26 protein-coding genes and 1 tRNA gene are annotated in these 24,206 nt (G+C 69.3%); 6 read left to right on the top strand and 21 right to left on the bottom strand.

The features are described from left to right. Nucleotides 1-262: 262 nt before the first annotated feature. From FY251_RS16735 to FY251_RS16725, 3 genes are all read right to left on the bottom strand, one after another. A complete protein-coding gene (locus FY251_RS16735; RefSeq protein WP_008574757.1) occupies nt 263-547 on the bottom strand; it encodes a DUF6360 family protein in 285 nt (94 codons plus the stop codon). 125 nt (nt 548-672) lie between these two features. Then, nucleotides 673-2,451 carry a nitrite/sulfite reductase gene (locus tag FY251_RS16730; protein WP_148416207.1) on the bottom strand — a complete coding sequence of 593 codons (1,779 nt, stop codon included), beginning with the start codon at nt 2,449-2,451 and terminating at the stop codon, nt 673-675. 88 nt (nt 2,452-2,539) lie between these two features. Next, nucleotides 2,540-2,863 (bottom strand): hypothetical protein, encoded by a 324-nt coding sequence (locus tag FY251_RS16725; protein WP_148416206.1) that lies wholly within the window; start codon nt 2,861-2,863, stop codon nt 2,540-2,542. Nucleotides 2,864-3,166: 303 nt separating this feature from the next. On the opposite strand from FY251_RS16725, the gene FY251_RS22655 reads away from it, so the two are divergent. Then, nucleotides 3,167-3,331 carry a hypothetical protein gene (locus FY251_RS22655; RefSeq protein WP_187367427.1) on the top strand — a complete coding sequence of 55 codons (165 nt, stop codon included), beginning with the start codon at nt 3,167-3,169 and terminating at the stop codon, nt 3,329-3,331. An 80-nt stretch (nt 3,332-3,411) separates the two neighbouring features. Beyond that, the gene (locus FY251_RS16720; protein WP_148416205.1) at nt 3,412-4,086 is read left to right on the top strand and encodes a hypothetical protein; all 675 of its coding nucleotides are present in this window, start codon (nt 3,412-3,414) and stop codon (nt 4,084-4,086) included. Here the strand turns inward: FY251_RS16720 and FY251_RS16715 are convergent. Continuing rightward, complete coding sequence (locus FY251_RS16715) at nt 4,074-5,318, bottom strand: M20/M25/M40 family metallo-hydrolase (protein ID WP_148416204.1); 1,245 nt, start codon at nt 5,316-5,318, stop codon at nt 4,074-4,076. The genes FY251_RS16720 and FY251_RS16715 overlap by 13 nt on opposite strands. Before the next feature lie 86 nt (nt 5,319-5,404). Between FY251_RS16715 and FY251_RS16710 the strand changes: the two genes are divergently transcribed. Further along, a tRNA-Lys gene (locus FY251_RS16710) sits at nt 5,405-5,478 on the top strand. Between the two features lie 483 nt (nt 5,479-5,961). On the opposite strand, the gene FY251_RS16705 is transcribed toward FY251_RS16710, so the two are convergent. From FY251_RS16705 to FY251_RS16690, 4 genes are read right to left on the bottom strand one after another with little or no spacing between them, the layout of a single operon-like run. Next, nucleotides 5,962-6,273 (bottom strand): ferredoxin family protein, encoded by a 312-nt coding sequence (locus FY251_RS16705; protein ID WP_058566271.1) that lies wholly within the window; start codon nt 6,271-6,273, stop codon nt 5,962-5,964. Continuing rightward, nucleotides 6,270-7,643 (bottom strand): FAD-dependent oxidoreductase, encoded by a 1,374-nt coding sequence (locus FY251_RS16700; RefSeq protein WP_148416203.1) that lies wholly within the window; start codon nt 7,641-7,643, stop codon nt 6,270-6,272. Before FY251_RS16700 ends, FY251_RS16705 begins: the two co-directional genes overlap by 4 nt. Beyond that, nucleotides 7,640-8,671 carry an electron transfer flavoprotein subunit alpha/FixB family protein gene (locus FY251_RS16695; protein WP_148416202.1) on the bottom strand — a complete coding sequence of 344 codons (1,032 nt, stop codon included), beginning with the start codon at nt 8,669-8,671 and terminating at the stop codon, nt 7,640-7,642. The genes FY251_RS16700 and FY251_RS16695 overlap by 4 nt, the downstream gene beginning before the upstream one ends. Beyond that, nucleotides 8,672-9,451: an electron transfer flavoprotein subunit beta/FixA family protein gene (locus FY251_RS16690; protein WP_148416201.1), complete on the bottom strand. Its 780-nt coding sequence runs from the start codon at nt 9,449-9,451 to the stop codon at nt 8,672-8,674. It abuts the gene before it with no gap. A 144-nt stretch (nt 9,452-9,595) separates the two neighbouring features. On the opposite strand from FY251_RS16690, the gene FY251_RS16685 reads away from it, so the two are divergent. After that, nucleotides 9,596-10,207: a universal stress protein gene (locus tag FY251_RS16685; protein WP_148416200.1), complete on the top strand. Its 612-nt coding sequence runs from the start codon at nt 9,596-9,598 to the stop codon at nt 10,205-10,207. 21 nt (nt 10,208-10,228) lie between these two features. On the opposite strand, the gene pepF is transcribed toward FY251_RS16685, so the two are convergent. Beyond that, nucleotides 10,229-12,028 (bottom strand): oligoendopeptidase F, encoded by a 1,800-nt coding sequence (gene pepF, locus FY251_RS16680; protein WP_148416199.1) that lies wholly within the window; start codon nt 12,026-12,028, stop codon nt 10,229-10,231. Nucleotides 12,029-12,425: 397 nt separating this feature from the next. Here pepF and FY251_RS16675 point away from each other — a divergent pair, with 397 nt between their 5' ends. After that, nucleotides 12,426-13,763, top strand: coding sequence for a M28 family metallopeptidase (locus FY251_RS16675; RefSeq protein ID WP_148416198.1), 1,338 nt, complete (start codon nt 12,426-12,428; stop codon nt 13,761-13,763). A gap of 6 nt (nt 13,764-13,769) precedes the next feature. Here the strand turns inward: FY251_RS16675 and FY251_RS16670 are convergent, their stop codons facing one another. The 10 genes from FY251_RS16670 to FY251_RS16625 form a co-directional block, all read right to left on the bottom strand. Further along, nucleotides 13,770-14,084: a hypothetical protein gene (locus tag FY251_RS16670; RefSeq protein ID WP_148416197.1), complete on the bottom strand. Its 315-nt coding sequence runs from the start codon at nt 14,082-14,084 to the stop codon at nt 13,770-13,772. 120 nt (nt 14,085-14,204) lie between these two features. Further along, entirely contained in the window at nt 14,205-14,852 is a 648-nt protein-coding gene (locus FY251_RS16665; protein ID WP_148416196.1) for an HAD family hydrolase, read from the bottom strand. 87 nt (nt 14,853-14,939) lie between these two features. After that, a complete protein-coding gene (gene truA, locus FY251_RS16660) occupies nt 14,940-15,791 on the bottom strand; it encodes a tRNA pseudouridine(38-40) synthase TruA (RefSeq protein ID WP_148416195.1) in 852 nt (283 codons plus the stop codon). Between the two features lie 73 nt (nt 15,792-15,864). After that, nucleotides 15,865-16,311, bottom strand: coding sequence for a universal stress protein (locus tag FY251_RS16655; RefSeq protein WP_148416194.1), 447 nt, complete (start codon nt 16,309-16,311; stop codon nt 15,865-15,867). Nucleotides 16,312-16,389: 78 nt separating this feature from the next. Then, nucleotides 16,390-17,685, bottom strand: a complete 1,296-nt coding sequence (hisS, locus tag FY251_RS16650) for a histidine--tRNA ligase (RefSeq protein ID WP_148416193.1) — start codon at nt 17,683-17,685, stop codon at nt 16,390-16,392. A gap of 54 nt (nt 17,686-17,739) precedes the next feature. Beyond that, the gene (locus FY251_RS16645) at nt 17,740-18,645 is read right to left on the bottom strand and encodes an EamA family transporter (RefSeq protein ID WP_148416192.1); all 906 of its coding nucleotides are present in this window, start codon (nt 18,643-18,645) and stop codon (nt 17,740-17,742) included. 91 nt (nt 18,646-18,736) lie between these two features. After that, nucleotides 18,737-19,327, bottom strand: a complete 591-nt coding sequence (locus FY251_RS16640) for an alpha hydrolase (RefSeq protein ID WP_089776940.1) — start codon at nt 19,325-19,327, stop codon at nt 18,737-18,739. A 3-nt stretch (nt 19,328-19,330) separates the two neighbouring features. Beyond that, a complete protein-coding gene (locus tag FY251_RS16635; protein ID WP_089776939.1) occupies nt 19,331-19,693 on the bottom strand; it encodes a DNA-binding protein in 363 nt (120 codons plus the stop codon). 105 nt (nt 19,694-19,798) lie between these two features. Continuing rightward, nucleotides 19,799-20,254: a 30S ribosomal protein S19e gene (locus FY251_RS16630; RefSeq protein WP_148416191.1), complete on the bottom strand. Its 456-nt coding sequence runs from the start codon at nt 20,252-20,254 to the stop codon at nt 19,799-19,801. Between the two features lie 114 nt (nt 20,255-20,368). After that, nucleotides 20,369-21,397: a lysylphosphatidylglycerol synthase transmembrane domain-containing protein gene (locus FY251_RS16625; RefSeq protein WP_148416190.1), complete on the bottom strand. Its 1,029-nt coding sequence runs from the start codon at nt 21,395-21,397 to the stop codon at nt 20,369-20,371. 165 nt (nt 21,398-21,562) lie between these two features. On the opposite strand from FY251_RS16625, the gene thiL reads away from it, so the two are divergent. Continuing rightward, nucleotides 21,563-22,456: a thiamine-phosphate kinase gene (gene thiL, locus FY251_RS16620; RefSeq protein ID WP_148416189.1), complete on the top strand. Its 894-nt coding sequence runs from the start codon at nt 21,563-21,565 to the stop codon at nt 22,454-22,456. Nucleotides 22,457-22,518: 62 nt separating this feature from the next. Here thiL and FY251_RS16615 read toward each other — a convergent pair whose 3' ends face one another. Together FY251_RS16615 and FY251_RS16610 are read right to left on the bottom strand one after the other, a co-directional pair. Then, nucleotides 22,519-22,713 carry a hypothetical protein gene (locus tag FY251_RS16615; protein WP_148416188.1) on the bottom strand — a complete coding sequence of 65 codons (195 nt, stop codon included), beginning with the start codon at nt 22,711-22,713 and terminating at the stop codon, nt 22,519-22,521. 106 nt (nt 22,714-22,819) lie between these two features. Then, nucleotides 22,820-23,959: a site-2 protease family protein gene (locus FY251_RS16610; RefSeq protein WP_148416187.1), complete on the bottom strand. Its 1,140-nt coding sequence runs from the start codon at nt 23,957-23,959 to the stop codon at nt 22,820-22,822. Nucleotides 23,960-24,206: the final 247 nt, after the last annotated feature.

Raw genomic sequence — 24,206 nt, 5'->3', positions numbered from 1 at the left:
GGAGTGCGGTCGACGCTCGGTACGTGGACGGCGTAGAGGCGTCGTCTGTATCACAACACATCCTGCGACTTCCGACGGCATATGTCTAACGATTGGTCTCGTTGCAGTACGAATCAAACATTCGAGACACGGTTTCACACGATTCGTTGACTAACCTGGGTTAGAAGTTGTCACGGGGGATGTTGCCACGAACCGCCGGGCTCCCGCGACCGGCCGCGCCGCTCCGGGTCGTCGAACCGTCTCGAAAATCGGGAGACTGCGGTCAGTCGCGCTGTTCGGCTTCGACGCGGTCGGCGTGCTTTTCGAGGTCGGCCGCGAGCGTCCGGGCCTCCTCGGGCGACAGCGTCAGCTTGTCCGCGTGCGGCGCGAGCGCGTCGAGCTGCGTCCAGTCGAGTTCGAGTTCGAGGGTGATCTCGTCGGGGTGCTTCCGCGGCGAGGTGACGTTGCACACGGCGAACGCCGACTCCTCGAAGTCGTGGCCCGTCGCCGACGCGTCGACGAGGTCCAGCGTCGTGTAGGCGTTGACCTTCAGGATTCGGTCTGGCATCTGTGAGTAGTGTTCGGTGTCGTCGTAAATAGGTAGCGCGGCGGAGTCGTCACCGGCGCGGACCGGGTCGGAACCCGGCGACGAACGCGGCGGTCGCGGTCGGTCACCGGCCGAAAACGGTCGGCTCAGTCGTCGCTCGGGATGGGCGTGCCGTCGGCGCGGGTCGGCGCGGGACTCGCGTCCATCGAGTCGTCGGCGGCGTAGGGATACCACGTGCGCTTCGTGTTGTGCATCATCGGGTCCTCGTAGCTGGTCTCCTCGGGTTCGACCAGTTCGGCGAGCTCTTCTTCGTCCGTCCGCGCGACGAACTCGCGGAACGTCTCGTCGCCCTCGCGGCGCTCCTCGAAGTTGGCGAGCAGGTTCTTGATTGCGCCCGGCACCTCGTCGACGGGGACGCGCTGGGTGACCCACTCGGCGAAGTTCGGGTTCTCGCCGAGGCCGCCGCCGAGGCCGATGTCGAGCGCCTCGACCGGGTCCCCGTTTTTGCGGGTCTTCATGCCGCGGAGGCTGATGTCGGCGATCTGCGGCTGGGCGCAGGAGGCCGTACAGCCCGAGAGGTGGATGTGGAAGTCCTCGACGCCCGCGGGGAGTTCGACGTTCTCCTTGAGCCAGCGGGCGTAGCGGACCTGCCGGTTTTTCGTCTCCACGATGGAGAGCGAACAGAACTCGGTGCCCGTACAGGCGATGGAGCCGCGCATGAACGGGTGGGGGTCGGGCGAGTAGTGGTCGAGGAGTGCCTCGTCCTGCAGCGCGTCGAGCTTCTCCTCGGGAACGTCGGTGATGATGACGTTCTGGCGCTGGGTGATGCGAATCTCGCCGGAGCCGTACTCGTCGGCGACGCGGGCGAGTTCCTTCGTGTCGTCGACGCCCATGCGACCGACGAGGACGTCGAGTCCGACGTAGTAGTTGCCGTCGGCCTGCTCGTGGATGCCGACGTGGTCGGAGTGCCCGCCGTCGGCGTAGCCGGAGTTGTAGGAGTACTCCGAGCGCAGGTCCTCGCCGGCGGTCTCCAGTTCGAAGTCGACGTACTCCTCCTGGAGGACGTCGCGGAACTTCTCCGCGCCCCACTCGTCCATCAGGAACTTGATGCGGGCGTTGTAGCGGTTGTCGCGGTCGCCGTTGTCGCGGAACAGCGCGGAGATGGCTCCCGAGACTTCGGCGGCCTGCTCGGGCGTCACGAACACGTCGATGTCGCGGGCGAACCGCGGCTCGTTCCGCGAGAGGCCGCCGCCGATTCGGATGTTGAAGCCCTTCGTCTCCTCGCCGTCGATTTCCTTCGTTGCGGGTTCGAGCGCGAGGTCGTTGATGTCGCCCTGTCCGCAGCCCTCGCGGCAGCCGGTGATGGAGACCTTCCACTTGCGCGGGAGGTTCGAGTGGTCGTCGTTCCCCTTGAACGTCTCGTTGAGCTCCATCGCGACGGGAAGCGCGTCGACGTGCTCGTGTTTGTCCTTGCCGGCGACGGGACAGCCGACGATGTTCCGCCACGAGTCACCGCAGGCCTGCTGGGTCGACAGACCGACCGATTCGAGCTTGTCGAAGATTTCCGGGATGTCCTCCAGCTTGATCCAGTGGAGCTGAATCGACTGGCGGGTCGTCCAGTCGACGTAGCCGTTGCCGAAGATGGGGTTTTCGGCCGGGCCGCGGGCGTACTCGTCGGCGACCTCCGCGACGACTTCGGTCTGGCCGGGCGTCAGCACGCCGTTCGGCGTCCCGATGCGCATCATGAAGTACGACTCTTGGCCGTTGCGCTGGTGGTACAGTCCCCACCATTTGAAGCGCTCGAACCAGGCGTCTCGCTCGTCTTCCGGGATGGTGTCCCAGCCCTGCTCGGCGAATTCGAGCAGGTGCTCTCGTATCTCGTTACCGTAGACCTCCGACTTCCAGCGTTCGACGTCCGTGGGCATTCGTATGACTATCCATATACGTGCCCACGTAAGGCCCCGAGCGTACCGTCAACCCTTCCCGGTGCTGCCCAAAAGAGGATAATGTTGCCTACTCGTTGTCGTCGCCGCTTCGAACCGGGAGGACGACCCGCTCGCGGTCGATATCGACGAATTCGCCCTCGCGGAGCCTGCCGACCGGGACCCAGCCGGGCACGCCCGTCTGGCCGCAGGCGATGCACTGGCCGTACACTTTCGCGGCGACGGTTCTGCCGTCCGCGCCGACGTCGAGGACGTTCTCGACGACGAAGTCGGGAAGGTCGCACCCACAGAATGACGGGTCGTCGAGCCGCCAGAGTTCGCTCACGCTCACTTCTCTGGCGTCGTTCACGGAGACCCACGCCCCGTCGTCGAGGACGCGCAGGGAGACGCTCATACCTCACCTTCCGCGCTCCGGCTACCTATGCGGGGCGACGCCCGCAATCCCCGCGGGGGAGCGCGACGCCCGCTTCGGCGGTAGTTCGACCGTAGTCGTGCGATTGTGCCGAAATCGGCCGTCAGAGGTAGGGGCAACCCGTTCCGGTAGCCGGGAGTGGGGGTACACATTACAGGTGCGGATTCCCTTATGCGGGTCCGGCCGGTACGTGGTGGTGATGAGTGACCACCGCACCGCCGTCCGACAACACGCCTCCGCCGACGTCGCCCCAGAGCTGTTCGAACAGTCCACGGAGGGTGACGCATGACCGGCGAGGCAGAACTCGAACCCGAACGCGACCGCGACGCCGAGGCCGAGCCGTCCGCCGAGGCGGACGACGAAGACCCCGCGGCCCACCTCAAGGACCTCGAAGACGGCGCTGGCTGTACCGAAATCTGGTCGCACCTCTCGGAGTCCCGCGAGGAGTAATCTCTCTGTCCTCTCGTTCGCGCGCGAATCTCGCCTCTCGGGGGGACGTTTTTAAGCCCGAACGCGCTATCGATTCGTAGATGACGAACGACGACCGCCGACGAACGACCGAGGTTCCGGCCGACCGGCGCGAACCGGTCGGTGAACCCGTCGTCCGCGGCGACCCCGCCGTCACGGGCGACCGCGCCCGCGAGGCCGTCGGCTTCGACCCCACCGACCCCGACAGCCTCGCCGAGGCCGCCAGAACGGTTCGCTCGTTTTCGGAGTCCACCGCCGGCGACGACGACCACGTGTTCATGCTCCGCGGCGCGGCCGCCTGCGCCGCGCTCGTCCGCGGCGTCGGCTCCTACAAGCGCGCCGCCGAGCGGGCCGGCGGCGACGTGTCCGTCTCCTTCATCCGCAAGTGGGCCCGCGTCCACGACCTCCCGCAGTCGGTCCGCCGGCACGTCGCCCGCGGCCGCATCGCGCCCACGGCCGCAAAGCACATCGCCCGCGTCTCCGGCGACGCCAGACTCCACCTCGCGTGGGCGACGCTCGACGCCGGGCTGACCGTCCGCGAGGTCCGCCGGCTCGCCAGCGAGGTCAACGACGGCGCGCCCGTCGTGGACGCGCTGTCGGACCACGGTGTCGACATCGGCACGCTCGACGTGACGCTCCCGGCCGACGCGTACCTCGAACTCCGCCGCCGCGCCTCGCTCGAAGATTCGGCCCCCGGCGACGTGGTCGCCGACGCCCTCGACGACTACCTCGACTGAAGGAACCGCGCCGCCGTCTCGCGAATCACGTCCCGAGCGACCTCGACTTCCGCCCACTCGACGGTCTCGTCCGGAAAGTGCGCGTGGTCGATGTTTCCCGGGCCGAACAGTACCGTCGGAATCCCCGCCTCGACGTAGTGTCGCGAGTCCGCGCCGTAGGTCGCGCCGACCGGTTCGTCGTCGCGGCCGTCGGCCCGGAGCGCCGCCCGCAGCGACTCCACGACCGGCTCGCCGGCGTCGATTTCGGCCGGTTCGAACTGCACCGAAAACCGCTCGAACGTCGGCGGGTGCGCCGAGAGCCACTCGTCGTCGGCGACGACGTTCGCCAACCGCTCGTCGAACGCGGCTTCGACCTCGGCGACCGTCTCGCCCGGCGCGACGCCGAGTCGCCACTCCGCGGTGAGCGACCCCGCGACGCTCGACGCCCACGACCCCGCTTCGACGCGGCCGACGCAGACGGGCCACGGTATCGGGTAGTCGAAACGCGGGTGGCTGATCGCGTCGGTCCGCTCCGCTTCGAGGTCGAAAAACGCCCCCCGAATCGCCTCGAACTTCTCGATGACGTCCACGCCGCGCCACCGCGAGGCCGCGTGCGCCGTGCGTCCGGTCAGTCGGAGGCGCTTCATCACCGAGCCCTCGGTGGCGACGACCGGCTTGAGCCGCGTCGGTTCGGCGACGACCGCGGCGTCCCGCTCGAACGGGTAGGGGTTGTCGACGGCGGCCGCGGCGGCCCCGATGCCGCCGTCTTCCTCGCCGGCGACGCTCTCGACGACGACCCGCCCGTCGAGGTCGAGGTCGCCCGCCTCGACGGCGTCGCGCAGGTCGAGCGCCGCGAAGGTGCACGCCGCGAGCCCCGCTTTCATGTCGGCCGCGCCGCGGGCGCTGACGGTGCCCGCGTCGTCGTCCCAGTCGGGGATGTACGGGTCGTGAGACCACAGCCCCCTGTCGGCTGGCACCACGTCGACGTGGCCGTTGAGGACGATAGTCCGTCCCGCGTCGGGGTCGCCGAACTCGACCACGCCGGCGACGCTCGGGCGGTTCGCGGTGTCGATGTCGTCGGGGTCGTCCGGGAACGACGGGTGTTCGGCCAGCCGCGCCGGGTCGGCGGTCCACTCGTAGGTGTCGAACTCGAAGTCGTGCAGTCGGTTTCTGACCCACTGCTGGGCCGGGGCCTCGGCGCGGGCGACGCTCTCGAACCGGAGCAGCGTGTCCACGAAATCGCGCAGGTCCATGATGTGGGAGACGGCAACGGGGTACAAAGCAGGCGGGGGCTGTGAAAATAAACGCTTATCAGTATCCCCACTTAAAGAAACTCCGAGGGCTGGTAGCTCAGTTAGGCAGAGCGTCTGGCTTTTAACCAGACGGTCGGGGGTTCAAGTCCCTCCCAGCCCGTTTCTACTCCGAACAACCGTGAGGAGTGACACGGCTTCGAGAGATTGAACCCGACCAGTCGCGCACAGCGAAGCGAGCACGTCTGGGCTCGGTTCAACTCCCTCCCGGCCCGTTTCTGCGCGACGAAATTCGCGCGGAGCGACGGCTCCGTCGGTTCTCATCGGGACCAACAGCGTGAGCGAGCGACAGCGCGCGCCGTCGTACTCGCGGAAACGGCTGGTTAATTCTCGTGCCGTATGATTTCGTTCAACAGGCACCGAACCTCGGCTTCGATAGGCGGCGAGACCGTCAGCAACTCGTAGAACGCTCCGTCCTTGCGAAAGCCGAGTACCACTTCGTCGACACCGGTCTGCTCCCCCAGATTCAATCGGAAACACTCGTCTGACATCAGTCACGTCCCCGAGAACATATTGGCTGTCCAACTATATCTCGGTTTGGGAAGGTAGGGGAGCCGAATCCTCTGAAATCAGCGGACTGGTTCTGTCAACCCTGCTTGAACACGACGCCGCCGCCGGTCTTCGGATAGGTCCACTCGACGTTGTCGTACGGACAGCCGTAGCGGCAGGTCCCGCATTCGAGGCAGTTCTCGTAGGCGATGGACGGCACGCCGTCGCCGTCGGGGTCGACCGTCCACACCGCCGCGGGACAGACCGACGTGCACTCGTTTGTGGTGCAGTCGGCGCAGACGTCCGGGTTCTCGACGCCGAGGTGTGACTCGCCGGCGTCGCGGTACTTGACCGTGTACAGACGGTCTTCGATGCTCACGTCGGGAACGTGGGGTTGTGCGGTGCTCATGATAACATCCTCCGGAAGCGCCAGGCGCGTTTCGCCGCGCCGAACCAGCCGCCGGCGGCGGCGACGAGGTGGTCGCGGGCCGCGCCCGTGTGTTCGTCTTTCGACGCGCGGTCCATCTTGAAGTACTCCGTCTCGGCGCTGGCCAGCGCGCGCGGCAGGTCCTCGAAGAGGAACTGCCGGTCGGCCGCGATGGTCCGCTGGAACCAGTCGTAGTGCCGGAGGTTCTCGACCACGAACGACTGGTCGAGGTCCCGCGCGTAGGCGGCGAGCGCCTCGGCGTCGCTCCGGTCGTCCGCCAGCGCGGCCGCGATGGCCTTCCCGGCGTGGTAGCCGCTCTCGACGGCCATGTTCGTCCCTTCGAGGTGGACGCCGCTGTTCAGCACGAGGCCCGCGGCGTCGCCGACGACGACCGCCCCGTCGTGGACGAGGTCGGGCATCGCGCGCGCGCCGCCCTCGGGGACGACGTGGGCGCTGTACTCGATGCGTCGGCCGCCGCGGATGAGCGGGGCGACCGCCGGGTGCGACTCGAAGGCGTCGAGCGTCGCCTCGGGCGTCTGGCCGGCCGCGGCGTCTTCGACGCGGTAGACGACCCCGACGCTCACCGAGCGCTTGTTCGTGTAGACGAAGCCGCCGCCGACGGCCTCTCCGACGGCCCCCTCGCCGAAGTACTGGTAGGCCGCGCCGGCGTCGCCGTCGAGTCGGAAGCGGTCGTCGATGGTGTCGCGGTCGAGTTTGAACACCTCTTTGACCGACACCGCGACCGCGTCGCGCTCGGGGCGTTCCTTGAGGTCCGCGCCCTCGCTCACCAGCGAGTTCGCTCCCTCCGCGAGCACGACGACCGGGGCGTGAATCTCCCCGTCCGGGCGGTCCGTCGTCACGCCGACGATAGCGTCGCCGTCGCGGAGGAGCCCCGTGACCGTCGTCTCGGTGACGAGCGTCGCGCCGGCCTCGACCGCCCGCTTCGCGAACCACTCGTCGAACCGCCGTCTGAGGACGGTGTAGGAGTCGTTGTGGGGCTCGTCGCGCCACGCGCCGGGCCGCATCGAAACCGCGGTCTCGTCGCCCTCTGACGAGAGTATCGAGAAGCGCTTCTCGGCGACGTAGCGTTCGAGCGGCGCGCCGTCGATGTCGACTAACTCCCGAATCGTCGGCGTGTAGAGCACGCCGCCGAAGACGTTCTTCGTCCCCGCCGCGGGGCCGCGTTCGAGCATCAGCACGTCGAGGCCGTCGCGGGCCATCGTCAGCGCCGCCGCGGTCCCGGCCAGTCCGGCACCGACGACGACGGCGTCGAACGCGTCGTCGTAGTTCGGCGTCTCGGTCCGGAGCGTCGGGCGTTGCAGGCCGCCCGCGGTGGTCGCCTCGGGGCTCATGCCGCCACCTCCCGCTTCTCGCGGACCATCGCAGTCAGCGCCGGAAGCACCTCGTGGAGGTCGCCGACGATGCCGTAGTCGGCGTGTTCGAAGATGGGCGCGTTGGGGTCGGTGTTGACGGCGACGACCACGTCGCTCCCGTTCATCCCTTCGAGGTGCTGGACGGCCCCCGAGATGCCCGCGGCGACGTAGAGGTGCGGTCGGACGGTCTTGCCCGTCTGGCCGACCTGTCGCGCGGGTTCGACCCAGCCCTCCTCGACGGCGGCGCGGGTGGCGGCGACCTCGCCGCCGAGCGCCTCCGCGAGTTCGACCAGCGGCGTCACGTCGCCCTCACAGCCAGCGCCGCCGGCGACGATGACGTCCGCGTCGGTGATGTCGACCACGCCGCCGACGACACGTTCGAGAACGGTCGAGAGCGCGTCCTCCTCGGCGACGACGACCTCGACCGATTCGACGGCGTCGGCCGCGTTCGCGGCTGTTTCGGCGGGTTCGCCGGCGTCGAACACCCCGGCGCGGACCGTCGCCATCTGCGGGCGGTGGGCGGGACATTTGATGGTCGCCATCGCGCTCCCGCCGAACGTCGGTCTGCTCGCGAGGAGGAGTCCCGCCTCGTCGACGGCGAGTTCGGTGCAGTCGGCCGTGAGGCCGGCGTGGGCGGGCACGGCGACCCGACCCGCGAAGTCGCGGCCGGTGTGGGTCCCGCCGATGAGGACGATGCTCGGCTTGCGCGCCTCGACGAGCGCGCGGAACTGCTCGCCGTAGGGGTCGGCGCGGTACGGTTCGAACACCGGGTCGTCGGCGAGGAGCGCGCGGTCGGCCCCGCGGGCCACCGCCTCCTCGGCGAGGTGGGAGACGCCGTCGCCCACGACGAGCGCGACGAGCGATTCGCCCGTCTCGTCGGCGAGTTCGCGCCCCTTCGCGAGGAGTTCCCACGACACCGGCGCGGCCTCTCCCTCGTGCTGTTCGACGAACACCCAGACGTCCCGGTAGTCGGCGACGTCGATTTCCGGCCCGCTCGCGGCGCTCATCTAGAGCACCTCCGCGAGGTGGTCGTAGAGCGCTTCGACGCTGTCGACGCGCGTCCGCTCGCGTTCGACCGGCGAGGCGGTGTCCATCCCGCCGACCTTCGTCGGCGAGTTGACGAGGCCGACCCGGTCTTCGATTTCGAGGTCGGCGGCGGTCCACTGGACCGGTTCGAACTCGGTCTCGGCGAATATCTTCCGGTGTAACCCGGCGGGTCGCGGGTCGTTCGCGCCGAACACCATCGCCACGACGACGGGGAGCGCGGCGGCGACGCGCTCGTAGCCGCCTTCGACGTCCCGCGTGCCGACGAGGACGCCCTCGTCGGGTCGGGGGTCGACGGACTCGGTGTAGGTGAGTTGCGACCAGCCGTTGTGGGCGGCGATGCCCGGCGGTACCTGTCCGGTCGAGGAGTCGGTGCTCTCCTCGCCGCAGATGACCACGTCGGCGTCGAGTTCCTCGGCCGCCCGCGCGAGCGCGAGGCTCGTGGGCCACGTGTCGCTGCCGCCGAACGCGCGGTCGGTGAGCAGGACGCCGCCGTCCGCGCCCGCGGCGACGGCCGCCTGTAGGACCGCGCTGGCCGGCGGCGGCCCCATCGTGATCGCGGTCACGGTCCCGCCGACGGCGTCGCGGAGCGCGAGCGCGGACTCGACGGCGTTGTGGTCGGGCTTGTTCAGCACCGCCGGCGCGTCGGAGCGGTTCAACGTCCCCGTGTCGGGGTCTATCGTGACGTCGTCCGCATCGGGTACCTGCTTGACGCAGACGACGATGTTCCATCCGTCATTCATAATGTGATGACGCCGTCGCGTGCGGCGCTTACCGGAGAGAGGGCGCACCGGGCTACATACCGCCCCGGTCGTTCTCGAAATATAAGAACCGAATACGCGATATTACTCCGTTCCCCGCGTATCCTGGCTCAGGAGGGCCAACAAATGTACACCAAAATCGTCGTTCCCGTCGACACCAGCCCGGAGTCAATGAACGCGGCGAGTCACGCGGTTCGCCTCGCGGACGCGGTCGACGCGTCCGTTCACGCGCTGTACGTCGCTCGACCGCCCGTTGACACCGACGACGACGGCGAGCGCTCGCAGTCGCGGAGCGAACGCGCCTTCGCGGACGTGGCCGAACGCGCCGAGGAGCGCGGCGTCGACATCGAGACGAGCATCCTCGTCGGCGACCCCGCGGCGTCAATCGCCGACTTCGCCAACACGCACCGCGCCGACCTCATCGTGATGGGGACCCACGGCCGCGAGGGCGTCGACCGGCTGGTGAACGGGAGCGTCGCCGAGCGCGTCGGCCGACTCGCCAGCGTCCCGGTGACGACGATTCGGCTTCGCGACGGCGAGCAGTCCGTCCGGTCGCCGCTCGACGCACAGCGCATCGCGCGCGAAAAGCTCGCACACGCCGGCCACGACGACGCCGTCATCGAAGCGCCGTCGCAACAGCGGACCGCGTGGGTCGTCCACGCCGCCGACGACCGCGGCGAGTACAACGTCCACATCAACAGCGCGTCCGGGCAGGCCAAACTCGTGCAGGTCGGCTGAGCCGCCGCCGCGATTTTCGGTTTATTCGAGGTCGAGGAGCGTCGCGGCCTCGTCGAGGAACTCGCCGTACACCGACATCGCGTCCTCGATGGGTTCGGGCTCGGTCATGTCGACGCCGGCGGTCCGGAGCACGTCGAGGGGGTACTCGCTCCCGCCGAGCGCGAGCGCCTCGCGGTAGTCCGCCGCGGCCGACTCGCCCTCCTCGCGGATGCGCTCGACGATGGCCGCCGCCGCCGAGATGCCCGTCGCGTACTGGTAGACGTAGTAGTTGTAGTAGAAGTGCGGGATGCGCATCCACTCGCGGGCGATGCGGTCGTCGGTCGCCGCGGGCTCGTAGTACGCCGCCTTCAGGTCGCCGTACAGCTCGTCGAAGCGGTCGGGCGTGAGCGCGCCGTCGTCCTCGATTATCTCGTGAATCTGGAGCTCGAAGTCGGCGAACATCGTCTGGCGGAACAGCGTCGAGCGGAACCGTTCGAGGTACTCGTCGAGGACGTGCGTCCGGAGTTCGTCGTCGTCGACGTTCTCCAAGAGGTACTCGGTCAGGAGCGTCTCGTTGACCGTCGAGGCGACTTCGGCGGTGAAGATGTCGTAGCTCGCGTCGTGCCACGGCTGGGCGTCGTTGGCGAGTTCGGAGTGCATCGAGTGGCCCAGTTCGTGGGCGAGCGTGAACATCGAGGCCGCGTCGTCCTGGTAGTTCATCATGATGAACGGCTGGGTGTCGTAGGTCCCCGCGGAGTACGCCCCGGAGCGCTTGCCGCGGTTCTCGTACACGTCGACCCAGCGGTCGTCGAGCCCCTCGGCCATCCGCTCCTGATAGGCCTCGCCGAGCGGTTCGACGGCCTCGACGATGTACTCCTTCGCCTGTTCGTACGGAATCTCGGGGCCGTGGTCGCCGGTGAGCGAGACGTACAGGTCCCACATCCTGAGTTCGTCGGCACCGATGGCCTCCCGCTTCAACTCGGCGTGGCGGTGGAGGTGGCCGAGGTTGTCGCGGACGGTGTCGAGTAAGTTGTCGTACACCGCCACGGGGACGTTGGGGCCGTCGAGGGCGGACTCGCGGGCGGTCTCGTAGTCGCGGATGCGCGCGGTCTTCACGTCCTTCTTGACGCTGTTTTTCAGCGAGGTGCCGACGGCGTTGCGCACGTCGGCCCAGCGGTCGTAGAACTCCTCGTGGACGGTCCGGCGGAACTCGCGGTCGGGGTGTTTCTGGAGCTTCGTGAAGTTGCCCTGCGTGATTTCGACCGACGTGCCGTCGGGCTTTTCGACGGTCGGGAATTCGAGGTCGGCGTTGGCGAGCATCGAGTAGATGTCGCTGGACGCGCCGGTCACGTCCGAGAGGTCGGCGAGGACTTCTTCGACCTCCGCGGAGCGGGTGTGTTCCTTCGTCCGGAGCACGTCGTCGAAGTAGTGCTCGTAGGCCGCCAGCTCGGGTTCTTCCTCGACGAACTCGTCGACGCCGTCGCGGCCGAGTTCCTGCAGTTCGGGGTCGAGGTAGCTGACCGCGCTCCGCGCCTTCGACGCCAGTGCCTCGGCGCGGCCGGCCTGCGCTTGGTACTCCTGATTCCGGGTGTCCTGACTGCTGCGGAGGTTCGCGTAGGAGACGACCATCGACACCTCGCGGAGCACGGACTCCATCGTTTCGAGGAGTTCGAGGAGCGTCTCGGGGTCCTCGGTGGCGCGACCCTCGTAGCTCGCCAGCTCGGGGACGCGCTCCGCGACGTCCTCGTACGCCGCCTCCCACTCGTCGTCGGAGGCGTAGATGCTGTCGAGGTCCCACTTGTACTCCTCGTCGATGTCGCTCCGCTCGGGAACCGAACTCATGTCGGGTAATTCGACGCGCGCGCGGCTGGTAAGCCTTATCAATCGAGGGGCGGTCCGGGGTCGAAGCGGGCGGCCGCGACGCGGTTAGTGTCGGGTCGCCCTCGCTTCTCGGACCTGCGAGCCGTCCCGGACTAAGTCCTCGCAGTGCGGGCAGACGCGGGGGTCATCCATGCCCTCCGGGGCGAACACCCTGACGTAGCCTTCCGTGACGAAAGAATTGCAGTTCTGACATGTAGGCATGGCGGTCGTTCGTACCACGTCAACTGGGTTAGATGTTGTGGGCGATTTTCGGACTCCGGGCGTCGGTCCCGGCTGCGGTGTCGGGCGCGGGCGCGGCCGTCGCCCGGGTCTGTCCGACGGCGCAAACCACTTTGACCGGCGGGCGTGTGAGGGTGCTATGGACGACCTCTCTCCCGCGGTCCGCGAAGCGTTCGCCCGGACGTGGGCCGACGACCGCCCGTGGGCGTTCCTCACCGACCTGACCGCCATCGGCGACCGGATGGCCGGCGGGCGGGGCGACCGCCGCGCGAGCGCGCTCGTCGCCGACGCCCTCGCCGACGCGGGCGTCGGGCGCGTGGAGTTCGACCCCTTCGAGATGGCCCGCTGGACCCGCGGCGACACGACGCTCGACCTCACCGCGCCCGACGAGCGGCGCTTCGAGGCCGTCGCGCTCCCGTACGCCCCGCCGGCGACCGTCGCCGGCCCGCTCGTCGACGTCGGCTACGGCACGCCGAGCGAAATCGACGCCGCCGACGTGGACGGCGCGCTCGCCGTCGCCAGCGCGACCACCCCCGCAGGCGGCCGCTTCGTCCACCGGATGGAGAAGTTCAACTACGCTATCGACGCCGGCGCGGTCGGCTTCGTCTTCGTCAACCACGTCCCCGGGCAACTCCCGCCGACCGGGGCGCTCCGCTACGACGAGGAGGCCGCCGCCCCCGCGGTCGGCGTGAGCGCCGAAACCGGGTCGTGGCTGACCGACTACGCGGCCCGCGGCGGGAAGGCGACCCTCGCGGTCGACGCCGAGACGACGCCCGGCGAGAGTCGGAACGTCGAGGGTCGCGTCGGCCCCGACACAGACCGCGAACTCCTCCTGTGTGCCCACTTCGACGCCCACGACATCGCCGAGGGCGCGCTCGACAACGGCTGCGGCATCGCGGTCGTCGTCACCGCGGCGCGACTGCTCGCCGAGATGGACCTCGACCTCGGCGTGCGCGTCGTCGGCGTCGGCGCAGAGGAACTGGGTCTGACCGGCTCCGAACACCTCGCCGACCGCCTCGACCTCGACCGCGTCGCCGCCGTCGTCAACGTCGACGGCGCGGGGCGGTTCCGCGACCTCGTCGCCCACAGCCACACCTCCGAGGCGACCGCCGCGGTGGCGACCCGGGTCGGCAACGAGACGCGCCACCCGGTCGAAATCGAACCCGAACCGCACCCGTTCAGCGACCAGTGGCCGTTCGTCCGCGCCGGCGTCCCGGCGCTCCAGCTCAGGAGCGAAAGCGGCGAGCGCGGCCGCGGCTGGGGCCACACCCACGCCGACACCCGCGACAAGGTCGACGACAGAAACGTCCGCGAACACGGGATGCTCGCCGCGCTCGTCGTCCGCGAACTCGCGGCGGCGGCCGCCGACGGGGAGGTTCCGCGCCTCGACGACGACGAACTCGCCGCGGCGTTCCGCGACGCCGACTTCGAGACGGGGATGAAGGCCGCGGGTATCTGGCCCGACGGCTGGGAGTAGCGCCGGTCAGTCGTCCGCGGACGGCTCGGAGTCGTCGCCGCGTTCGTCGTGCTCGCCGCCTTTGTCGGCGTCGGCGACCTCGACCGTCAGGTCAGCTTGCGACAGCGCGCGTTCGGTCGCGGCCTCGACGACCATTCCGGCTCCGATGACGACGTAGTACATCCCGCAGACGAACGTCGGCACGGCCATGAGGAGGTAGAGCGCGAGGCCGGCGATACCCGTCAGGCTGGCGAGAAAGCCGCCGATGGCGTTGCCGACGCCGATGATAAACAGGCCGAAGACGATGCGGAGGGTGGCGTCCCACGCGGTGGACCGGTCCATGTGACAGCAGACGGCGAGCCGCGTGATGTGTCTACTGGTCGATACGTGGGACGGGGCCGCCGCGGGCACGCGGCGCGGGGTCGCAGTGGGCGCGGGGTCGCGGGGGTCGTCCTCCCGCGCTCAGCACACCGCGAGCAGTTCGTCGAGCGAGTCGAGTTCGTAGGTCGGCTCGGCGGCCAACTGGTAGCCGTCGCGGTGCGGCCGGCGGATGAACGCCGAGTCGATGCCGGCGCGGTCGGCCGCGACCACGTCGACGTTGCTGTCGCCGACGTAGAGCGCCGAATCGACGCCGAGTTCGCCCATCGCGCGCTCGATGTAGTGGGGGTCCGGCTTCTTCACCCGCGCGCCCTCGACGGTCGGGTCGCGGCCGTAGGCCACCTCGAAGCGGTCGCCGATGTCGAACACGTCGAGGATGTGCTCGATGGTCGCGTGTTGGTTGTTGCTCACGACCGCCAGCGGGTGACCGATGTCGTCGAGGGCGGTCACGTCGTCGTACAGCGGTTTCGTTCCGTCTTCGAGGCACGTCCGCTGGGTCGCCGCGGCGTGGGTCTCGTGGCGCGACCAGAACTCCTCGACCGGCACGTCGTGGACCGCACAGATGCGGCGCAGGCGCGTGAGGCCGCCGTTGATGACCCCGTCGACCGTCTCGGTCGTCGGCTCCACGTCGAACTCGGCGAACGCCCGTCTGACCGCCTCCCGCTGGACTTCGAGGAGCGTCGGCTTCGTCAGCACGCCGTCGTTGTCGAAGATGACAGCGTCGTAGCACATGGTCGAACGGTTCGCGCCCGAGTCACGATAACGTTGCTATGTGCGACCCCAACCGCTCCGGAGGGCTATTGACTCCTCGCGCGTCCGTCAACTGCGGTCTCGGCCGTCGCCGACGGTGCGGTCGCCCGCTTCTCGCCGGACGCCGTCGCGGATGCGCGAGCCGACGCGCCAGCCGATGCGGTCCGCGAGCGCCCGTTCGCCGAAGGCCGCGACCGTGCTCTCGGCGGCCATCGAGTCCACGTCGAACTCGACGCTCGGGTAGTCGACCGCCGTGAGAAGCAGGGGGGTCGGCGGCGCGGCCGGGACTCCTTCGGGGCCGTGGAGGTGGGCGGGACCGAGCACGTCGTCGACTTTCGACGGCGGAGCCGACCCGGACCCGACGGCGCGGACGAGCGAGACGAGTCGGCGGACGAGTTCGCGTGCGAAGCCGCCGGCCTCGACGCGCACGAGGAGGAAGTCGCCGTCGCGGGTCAGGTCGCCGTCGATGGCCCGGACCGTTCCGTGGTCGTCGGGCGTGAGGTTGTGGAAGTCGTGTTCGCCGCGGCAGGCGTCGAAGGCGTCTCTCGCCCGGTCGTCGTCGAACCCCTCCGTCGGGGCGTGGAGGTCGTAGACGTACTCCCGCCGGGTCGGACGGTGTCGGGCGTGGAAGTCGTCGGGGGCGTCGGCGGCGGCCCACGTCCGGACCGTCCCCGGAAGCTCCGAGTTCAGCGCCCGCGGCGTACACCAGTCGGGACAGTCGAAGGCGACGGCCTGGGCGAGCGCGGAGACGCCCGCGTCGGTCCGCCCGGCGGCGGCGTAGCCGGCCGGCTCCTCGTCGTCGTCGCAGACGCCGAGCGCGCGGCAGGCGTCGAAGAGGGCGTCCTCGACGGTCGGCACGTCCGGCTGTCGCTGGAACCCGTGGTACGGGCGTCCGTCGTAGGCGACGCGGAAGGCGCGCATGCCGGGTGCTTTCCCGGCGGACTACTTAACCGACGCCACCCGCGCCGTCGCGGCGCGGTTCACCCCATCTCGCTCACTCGTCTTCGACCGGCGAGTCCTCGCTGCGGACGGAGAGCACCGGCACGTCGGCCATCCGGAGCACGCGCTCGGTGACGCTCCCGAGCAGGTAGCGTTCGATGCCGCGGCGGCCGTGGGTGCCCATCACGATGAGGTCGGCGTCTATCTCCTCGGCGTACCGGAGAATCGCTCGGTGCGGCGAGCCGTGTTCGACGGCCGTGACGACCTCGATACCGGCCGCTTCCGCCGCCTCGACGGCCTCGGAGACGATGCGCTCGCCTTCCTCCTCGTAGGCGCGGACGAGGCCGCCGGCGTCGAGTTGGGTGGCGTGGAGCACCCGCTCGTCGACGACGTAGAGGGCGTAGAGCGTCGCGCCCGCCGTCGCGGCGAGGTCGATGGCGCGGTCGAGCGCCTCGTCGCCGGGGGCGCTGCCGTCGAGCGGGACGAGAATCCTGTCGTACATGTCGCCTGCCAGTACGACGGGCGGAAACAAAAGGGCGCGCGCCGGTATCGGGGCGCGGGAATCGCGGGGCGGGTCGGCCTACTCGTAGTCCTCGTAGGTCGGCGCGTCGCGGTCGCCGGGGAAGTCGTCGACCGGGACGGTGGTCTGGTCGCCGCTCGCCATGTCCTTGACCGTCACCTCGCCGTTTTCGAGGTCGCGCTCGCCGACGATGACGACCGTGTCGGCGTTGACGGAGTCGGCGTAGGACATCTGCGCGCCGAAGCTCCGGTCGGACACGTCGACTTCGACGACGTTGCCCGCCGCGCGGAGGTCGCGGGCGATGTCGGAGGCGACGCCGCGGGTGTCGCCGACGGTGAGGAGGTAGTAGTCGGTCGCCAGCTCCTCGTCGGGCCAGACGCCGGCGCGCTGACAGAGCAGTTGGAGCGTCGCGCCGCCGATGCCGACGCCGACGGCGGGGGTGGGCTGGCCGCCGAACGACTCGATGAGGTCGTCGTAGCGGCCGCCGCCGAACGTCGCCCGCGACACGTCGCCCGTGGAGTCGAAGCACTCGAAGACGACGCCGGTGTAGTAGTCCAGCCCGCGGGCGGTTGTCAGCGACACCTCGCAAAACTCGCCCGCGCCGAAGTCGTCGGCGGCGGCGAGGACGTTCCGGAGGTTCTCGACCGCGGCCGCGACGTCGTCGCCGCCGAACGCGGCGATTTCGTCGAGGTCGCCGCGCTCGATGAGGTCGGCGAACTCGCCGGCCTGGTCGTACGAGAGGCCGGCGTCCGAAAGCAGGCCGAGGTACTCCGCGCGTTCGACCTTCTCGGACTTGTCGACGGCGCGGACCGCGTCGGCGACGTCCACGTCGGCGTCGAACGACCGGAGCAGGCCGCCGAGGATGTCGCGGTGGGAGACGCGGAACTCGAAGTCGTCGCCCGTGAGCCCGAGGTCGGTCAGCGCGTCGGCACAGAAAGCCAGAATCTCGGCGTCGGCCTCGGGTTCTGTGGAGCCGAAGATGTCGGCGTTGGTCTGGTAGAACTCGCGGAAGCGACCCTGCTGGACCTGCTCGTAGCGCCAGAAGGGCCGGGTCGAGACCCACTTGATGGGCTTCGACAGCGCCTGCTGTTTGGCGACGACCATCCGGGCGACCGTCGGCGTCAGTTCGGGCGTGAGCGCGACCTCGCGGCCGCCCTTGTCCTCGAAGGCGTACAGCTCCTCGACGATTTCCTCGCCGGACTTGTCGACGTACATCTGGGTCCGTTCGAGGTGGGGCGTCCCGATTTCGCGGAAGCCGTAGCGGGCGGCGGCGGTCTCGACGGTGTCGACGACCTCGCGCCGGGCCGACATCTCGCCGGGGTAGAAGTCACGAAATCCCTTGAGTCGGTCGTACATGCGCGTTGGTTGGCGAAGGTCGCGCTTGAAACCTGTTGTTCGGGGCGAGGGCGGCTACCCGACGAGGGCGCGGAGCGCCGCCACGTCGCCGAGCGCGATGAGCGAGACGCCGACGACCGCGAGCACGGCGGCGGCGAGGCGCGTGCCGAACCGGGCCTCCCGGAGGACGACCCCGCCGAGGACGACGGCGACGATGGCCTGCGTGTTGACGATGGGCGAGGCGATGCTCGCCGGCACCAGTCCGAAGGCGGTCGACGTGACGTGTTCGCCGACGGCGACGAGCGCGCCCGCCGCGGCGAACTTCGGGAGGTCGCCGCGGACCCCCGGCCAGTCGCGGACCGCGACCGGGAGGACGGCGAGCGCCGCGCCGACGAAAAGCACCGGGACGAACACGCTCGTCGGGATGCCGAGTTCCTGGAGCGCCACGCGCTTTCCCACGTCGCTGACGGCGTAACAGGCCGCGCTGGCGAGCGCGAGTTGGGCGGGCCGCGACCGGACCGCGCGCCGAAGCGGGTCGAGGAACGCCCCGCCCTCGTAGTTCGCGACGTAGACGGCGACGGTGGCGACCGCGACGCCGAGGACCTGCATCCCCGTCAGGAGCTGGTTCAGAAACAGGATTTCGATGGGGAGGACGAACACCGGGACGAGCTTGTTGATGGGCGCGACGTAGGAGACGTCGCCGGCGTCGAGGGCGTCGACGAACAGGATGAGCGCGACGCCGACGAGCGCGGCCGTGCCGGCGACGATTCCCACGCCCGTCGCGCCGAGTTCGGCGAGCGAGGGGACCGCCTCCGGGTCGTACGTCACCGCCGTGACCGGGAGGTACAGGACGACGGCGAAGGCGTTGACGACGACCGTGAGAACCGCCCCGGAGTAGCCCGGGAAGTACCGCTTCAGGGCGAAGATGTAGATGCCCCAGACGAACGCGGCGAGAACGGAGTAGGCGATGCCGGGGTCCATGACTCACCCGGCGCGCGGCGGGGTGAAAAACGACGCGGTACGAGCCGGGGGAACGGGCGGTCGGGCCGGCGGCCGAGCGCGGGGGCCGCCCTCAGCGCCGGCCGTGGACGTAGCTCTGGACGTGGTCCGGGAACACCTCGTCGACCGCCGCCCGCCCGTGTTCGGCGGCGATGAGGTGGCGGAGTTCGCCCTCGTAGTCGGCCTTCGGAATCTCCTCGGAGGGCCCGGTTTCGACGTCGAGGTGCGACGCCACGAGGCGGTCGACCGCGCCGCGGCCGAACCCCGAAAGCGGCGAGAGGTAGTCGACGCCGTGGCGGTCTTCGAGGCTCTGGGCCTGCGCCCGCGAGATAGAGGGGACGCGGTCGTCGCGGCGGGTGCCGTCGGCGACGGCGTCGAAATCGAGGCCGCAGACCGCTTCGAGCGCGTGTTCGTGGACGTGTTGGATGCCGCCGCGGGGGTAACCGTCTTCGACCATGCGGGCGGTCGCCGCCGCCGCGACCTCGCGGTCGAGTTCCAGCGTCTCGAAGGCGTAGCCGAGTTCGGCCGCCGCGTCGCGGGCGTGCGTCCAGTCTTCCGTGACCCCGAAGTGGACGGTCACGAGCGTCACGTCGTAGAAGGCGTCGAGAAGCAGTGCGGCCAGCGAGGAGTCCTTGCCGCCGCTGTAGAGGAGCGCGAGTTCCACGTGTTACCGGCGGCGGATGTTGAAGCTCTTCGACTCGGGCTGCAGCTCCTTCAGGAGCGCCTTCATCTTGTCGTCGTCGATGCGGCCCTGAATGCGCCCGCTCTGGGCGAGGGCGACGATTTGCCGCTCGGCCTGCTCTGCGAACTCCGGCTTGGACATCTGCACCGCGTTGAGCCGTTGGCGGGCCTCGTCGGTCAGATGCTGTTTGAGAAGCGCCTGCTTCTGCTGTTCGGCGCGCTGCTGGGCGGCCTCCTCGGCCTGCTGTTGCTCCGCGGAACCCTGTCCGCCGCCCCGCTGTTCCTGGAGTTCCTGCATCTTCTTCTTTCGAAGCTCCTCCAGTCGCTCATCGTCGGGACTGCCACTCATACCCTAGCGCACGGTCCGATGTCTGAAAACCATTACGGACCCGCATACAGACGGCTCTCGGGGAATCCGCCGTCGAAGAAGAACTCTCGGTGTGTGTCGGCGGCTCTACGCGTAGCGTTCGAGTTCCGGACGGTCGAGGTCGGAGAGCACGTCGGACGCGGCGTTGTCGAGGAAGCTCGTCCCCTCGGCGGTGATGCGGCGACCCTCGCCCTTGGCGGTCTCGACGAGGCCCTCCTCTTCGAGCTGCTGGAGGAGCGTGCGGATGATGTTCTTGCTGCCGGCGTCGCTGTGCGCACCGGAGACGCTGTAGCGGTTGGAGCCGCGCTTGAGGCCGCCGTACTCGGTCGAGAGGCGGTCGACGCCGACGGGGCCGTTCATGGCGACCTTGCGGAGCAGGCTCGCGCCGCGGACGTACCAGAAGTCGTCCTGCTGGGGCGGGAGCTCGCGGGTCTGGCCGCTCTTCGCGAAGGCCATCCAGTCGGGTTGCTCGATACGGTCCTCGAGTCGTCCGGCGACCTCGTCGATGAGGGCGTCCGCCGGGACGTCATAGATGGTTACCATGGCTATTGGTTCATAATCGCGGCGTTTAAAGGCATCGTATTCGCCCGATACGGGCGGTTGGAGGCTCCTGCGCCCCGCCCGGCGTGCGCCGGGGTGACAGCCCGTACCGCGCCGTCAGGACCGCCACCCGCGCGCGCTCTCCGTGCTCATCACGAGGCCGCCGAGGACGACGGGCACCCAGTAGATGAACCCGCGGAAGACGACGACGCCCGCGGTCGCCACGTCGAACGAGACGGCGGGGCTCGCGGCGGCGACGAGGATGGCGAGCGTCCACTCGATGCCGCCCGCGCCGCCGGGAAGCGGCGTCACGCCGGCGATGGCCCCGATGGGGACGACGAACAGCGCGATGGAGAAGGCGATGGGCGCGCCGATGGCGTGGAACGCCACCCAGAGCGCGACCATCTGGCAGAACCACCCGGCCCCCGACAGGCCGAGCGCGACCGCCAGTCCCCGCGGGTTTCGCCCGACGCGCTCGATAGAGCGGAAAAAGCCGTTGATGCGGCGCTCGATGCCGTCGTTCGACGGCACCGACGCCCGCGGGACGTACCGCGAGACGGTTCGGATGACCGGCGTCAGGACGCCGATGAGCCGGTGTTCGAGGTCGTAGCGGCGCTTCCACGCGACGTAGACGGCCGCCGGCACGCCGACGGCGAGGCCGACCACGGCGACGAGCGCGATTTCGAGGTTGCGGCCGAGCGTCACCTCCGTGGCGTAGTAGCCCGCGCCGATGAGCGCGATGGTGATGGAGGGGACGAAGTTGACGGTGTCGACGCTGGCGATGGCCGCCAACCCGGTCTCGTACTCGGTGTCGGCGCTCCGGGAGATGAGGAGGGCGGTCACGGGCTCGCCGCCCGCCTGCCCGAACGGGGTGATGTTGTTCGAGAACGTCGCGCCCGTGAAGATGAGAAACGAGCGGACGACCGAGATGTCCACGCCGAGCACGCCGAGCACGGTCTTCAGCGACGCCCCCCACGCGACGAGCCACACGAGCGTGATGGCGAGGATGGCGACCAGATAGGTCGGCTCGGCCATCGTCACCCGGTCGATGAGCTCGTCCACGCCCGCGAAGTAGAACAGGACGGCGAAGACGACGACCGCCGCTGCGAAACCGAGCACCGTCGCGCGGAGGTTCTCGCGGGCCATTTGCTGGGGATGCGTCTACGACGGGCATTAAGTCACCGGATTCGACGGCCGAGAAACAGGTCCGTCGCGGACGCCGTCGCCGTTCCGCACCTCGTCGTCCGAACCCGTGACGCCGCTCACCGGCGGATAGATGGACATTTCCGCGTCGCCCGACACGTCCGAGACATGGACGAGCGTGCCGCTCTCAGACTGCTCGCCGCGGACCTCCCCGGTGCCGGCGACGACGCCGCCGTCGTCGACGACCTCGTCGTCACGACCGACATGCTCCACGAGACGACGGACTTCCCCGCCGGGACGACCCGCTACACCGCCGGCTGGCGCGCCGTCGGCGCGTCGCTGTCGGACGTGGCCGCGATGGGCGCGAGCGCCACCTGCGCCGTCGCCGCCTACGCCGCCGTCGAACTCGACGAGACGGAACTCGGCGACTTCGTCCGGGGCGCGCGGGACGTCTGCGAGGCGGTCGGCGCGTCGTACGTCGGCGGCGACCTCGACACCCACCGGGAGTTCACGACGGCGACGACGGCCATCGGCCGCACCGACGACCCGGTTCGCCGCTCGGGCGCGGAGCCGGGCGACCTGCTCTGCGTCACGGGCGAACTCGGTCGCTCCGCCGCCGCCGTCCGCCTGTTCGAGGCGGGCGACACCGTCCGCGCGAACGACCTGTTTCGGTTCACGCCCCGCGTCGCCGCCGGCGTCGCCCTCCGCGGGTCGGCCACGTCGATGATGGATTCGAGCGACGGCCTCGCCCGGTCGGTCCACCAGCTCGCTGAGGCGAGCGGCTGTGGGTTCGAACTCGACTTCGACGCGCTCCCGGTCCACGACGCCGTCGCCGAGGCCGCCACCGATTCCGCCGACAGACGCGACCTTGCGGCGTTCTTCGGCGAGGACTTCGAACTCGTCTTTACGCTCCCCGAGTCGGCGCTCGACGCCGCCCGCGATGCGACCGACGTGCCGCTCACGGTGGTCGGGAACGTCGTCGAGGAATCGGAATCCGCCGAGGCCGTCGTCGCCGACGGCGAGGCCGTGCCCGACCGCGGCTACACCCACGGTGGCGACTAGCCGACGCGGTTGGCAACTACGCTTACTGTCCGGTCGTTGAAGCCGCGCTGAACACAGACCAACTACCTGTCGGTCAGGTGGGTTACGGTGTCTGCGAGAACGTACGACGGAGCGACGACCATCACCGCGTATGAGACAATCTGCGCGAGGCCGCCGAATATGCTCGCTGGGAACGTGAACCCGGAGAAATCGGCCGTTAGTGTCATCATCGCCAAAAGGAACAGTCCGACGACGTGATAGAGTTCGATTCTATCCATAGGTGCCGTTGAAACTGTCTACTGAAGATCATGCTGTCCGACGGACGCCACAGTCTCGTTGGGGGGTTTCACAGGGTCGAAACCGCTCTACTCCGCGACTCGCGCGCTACCCCGGAATGACCTGAATCGGCACGAGGAGGAAACACGCCGCGCCGAGGGCGAACGTAACGAGGCCAACGGCCATCCGTCCCGTTCCGAGCGGCGTCTCGTCTATCGGCTTCGCCGGGCCGTTGTAGGCGATGAACGTCGACATCAGGCCCCAGAAGAACCACAGGCCGACGGATTGGTTGAGGCCGAGGCCGCGGACGTAGTGGAGGTAGCCGGCGATGCCGAACAGGACGAGCGGCACGGCCGCCGCCAGCGACTCCTGCCGCTCGCCGAGCATCGCCCGGACCATGTGGCCGCCGTCGAGTTGGCCGACCGGGAGCAGGTTGAGGACCGTGAAGAACATCCCGACCCAGCCGCCGATGACGACGGGGTGGACGACGGTCCGGGGATCGGCGTACTCAGTCGGCCGATTAAGCACGGTCGCGATGGCGTCGAGCAGCGGCGGGTTGTTGAACACGATCATGTCCCCGGACCGGCCGAGGACCTCGCTCGGGACGGTCATCGGTTCGAGCGAGAGGCCGATGATAGTGACGACGACCGTCGCACAGAGGCCGGCGAGCGGGCCGGCGACGCCGATGTCGAACAGCGTCTTCCGGTCGGGCATCTGCCCGCGCATGCGGATGATGGCACCGAGCGTGCCGAACGGGAAGATAAACGGGATGAGGTAGGGCAGCGAGACGTTGACGCCGTGGTATCGGCCGACCGCGTAGTGGCCGAGTTCGTGGACCGAGAGGACGCCGAGGACGGCGGCGGTGAAGGGCCACGCCCGAAGCAACACGAGCGGGTTCGCGGTGATCTCGGACAGCGGGATGTAGTACCACGCGTACGCGCCGACGAACAGCGTCGAGAGCACCGTCAGCGCGAACAGCGCGATGTTCTTCCACGGGACTCCCTCGATGCCCTGCGAGGCGGGTTCGACGACGACCACGTCGGTCTCCCCGAGTTCCGCGACCTGCGCCTGCACGTCGTAGCCGGCCCCCCGGAACGACGGCCAGATCTCGCGGACGAGCATCTGCTCGGGGACGAGCGACTCGCCGTAGTAGATTCGACGGCGACCGTCCGACCGCACCTCGTGAACGTCGAAGACGGCGCGAAGCGCCTCCACCGGCGGTCCGTCCGCCGATTCGGACTGTTCCATCGACGTGCAGTAGGCGGGCGACGTGCATAAATCCCCTGACGGGACTCCGACCCGACCCGGTGACGGCGGCGCGGGAGCGGTCGCTCGGGGCGTCTGCGTCGCCTTGAAAAGACGAAGTGCCGCGGGACCGTGCGGGCGTCGCCGCGGGCGGGGGACCCTCAAACGGGGACGTGCGAGGCTGTCTCTTTATACACATCTCCGAGCCCACGAGACAAGAGGCAAACTCGTATGCCGTCTTCTGCTTGTT

The organism is Haloferax sp. KTX1, from assembly GCF_902410085.1.
In the GTDB taxonomy this organism is placed as follows: Archaea; Halobacteriota; Halobacteria; order Halobacteriales; family Haloferacaceae; genus Haloferax; species Haloferax massiliensis.
This window is presented reverse-complemented; position numbering and strand designations above follow the sequence as displayed.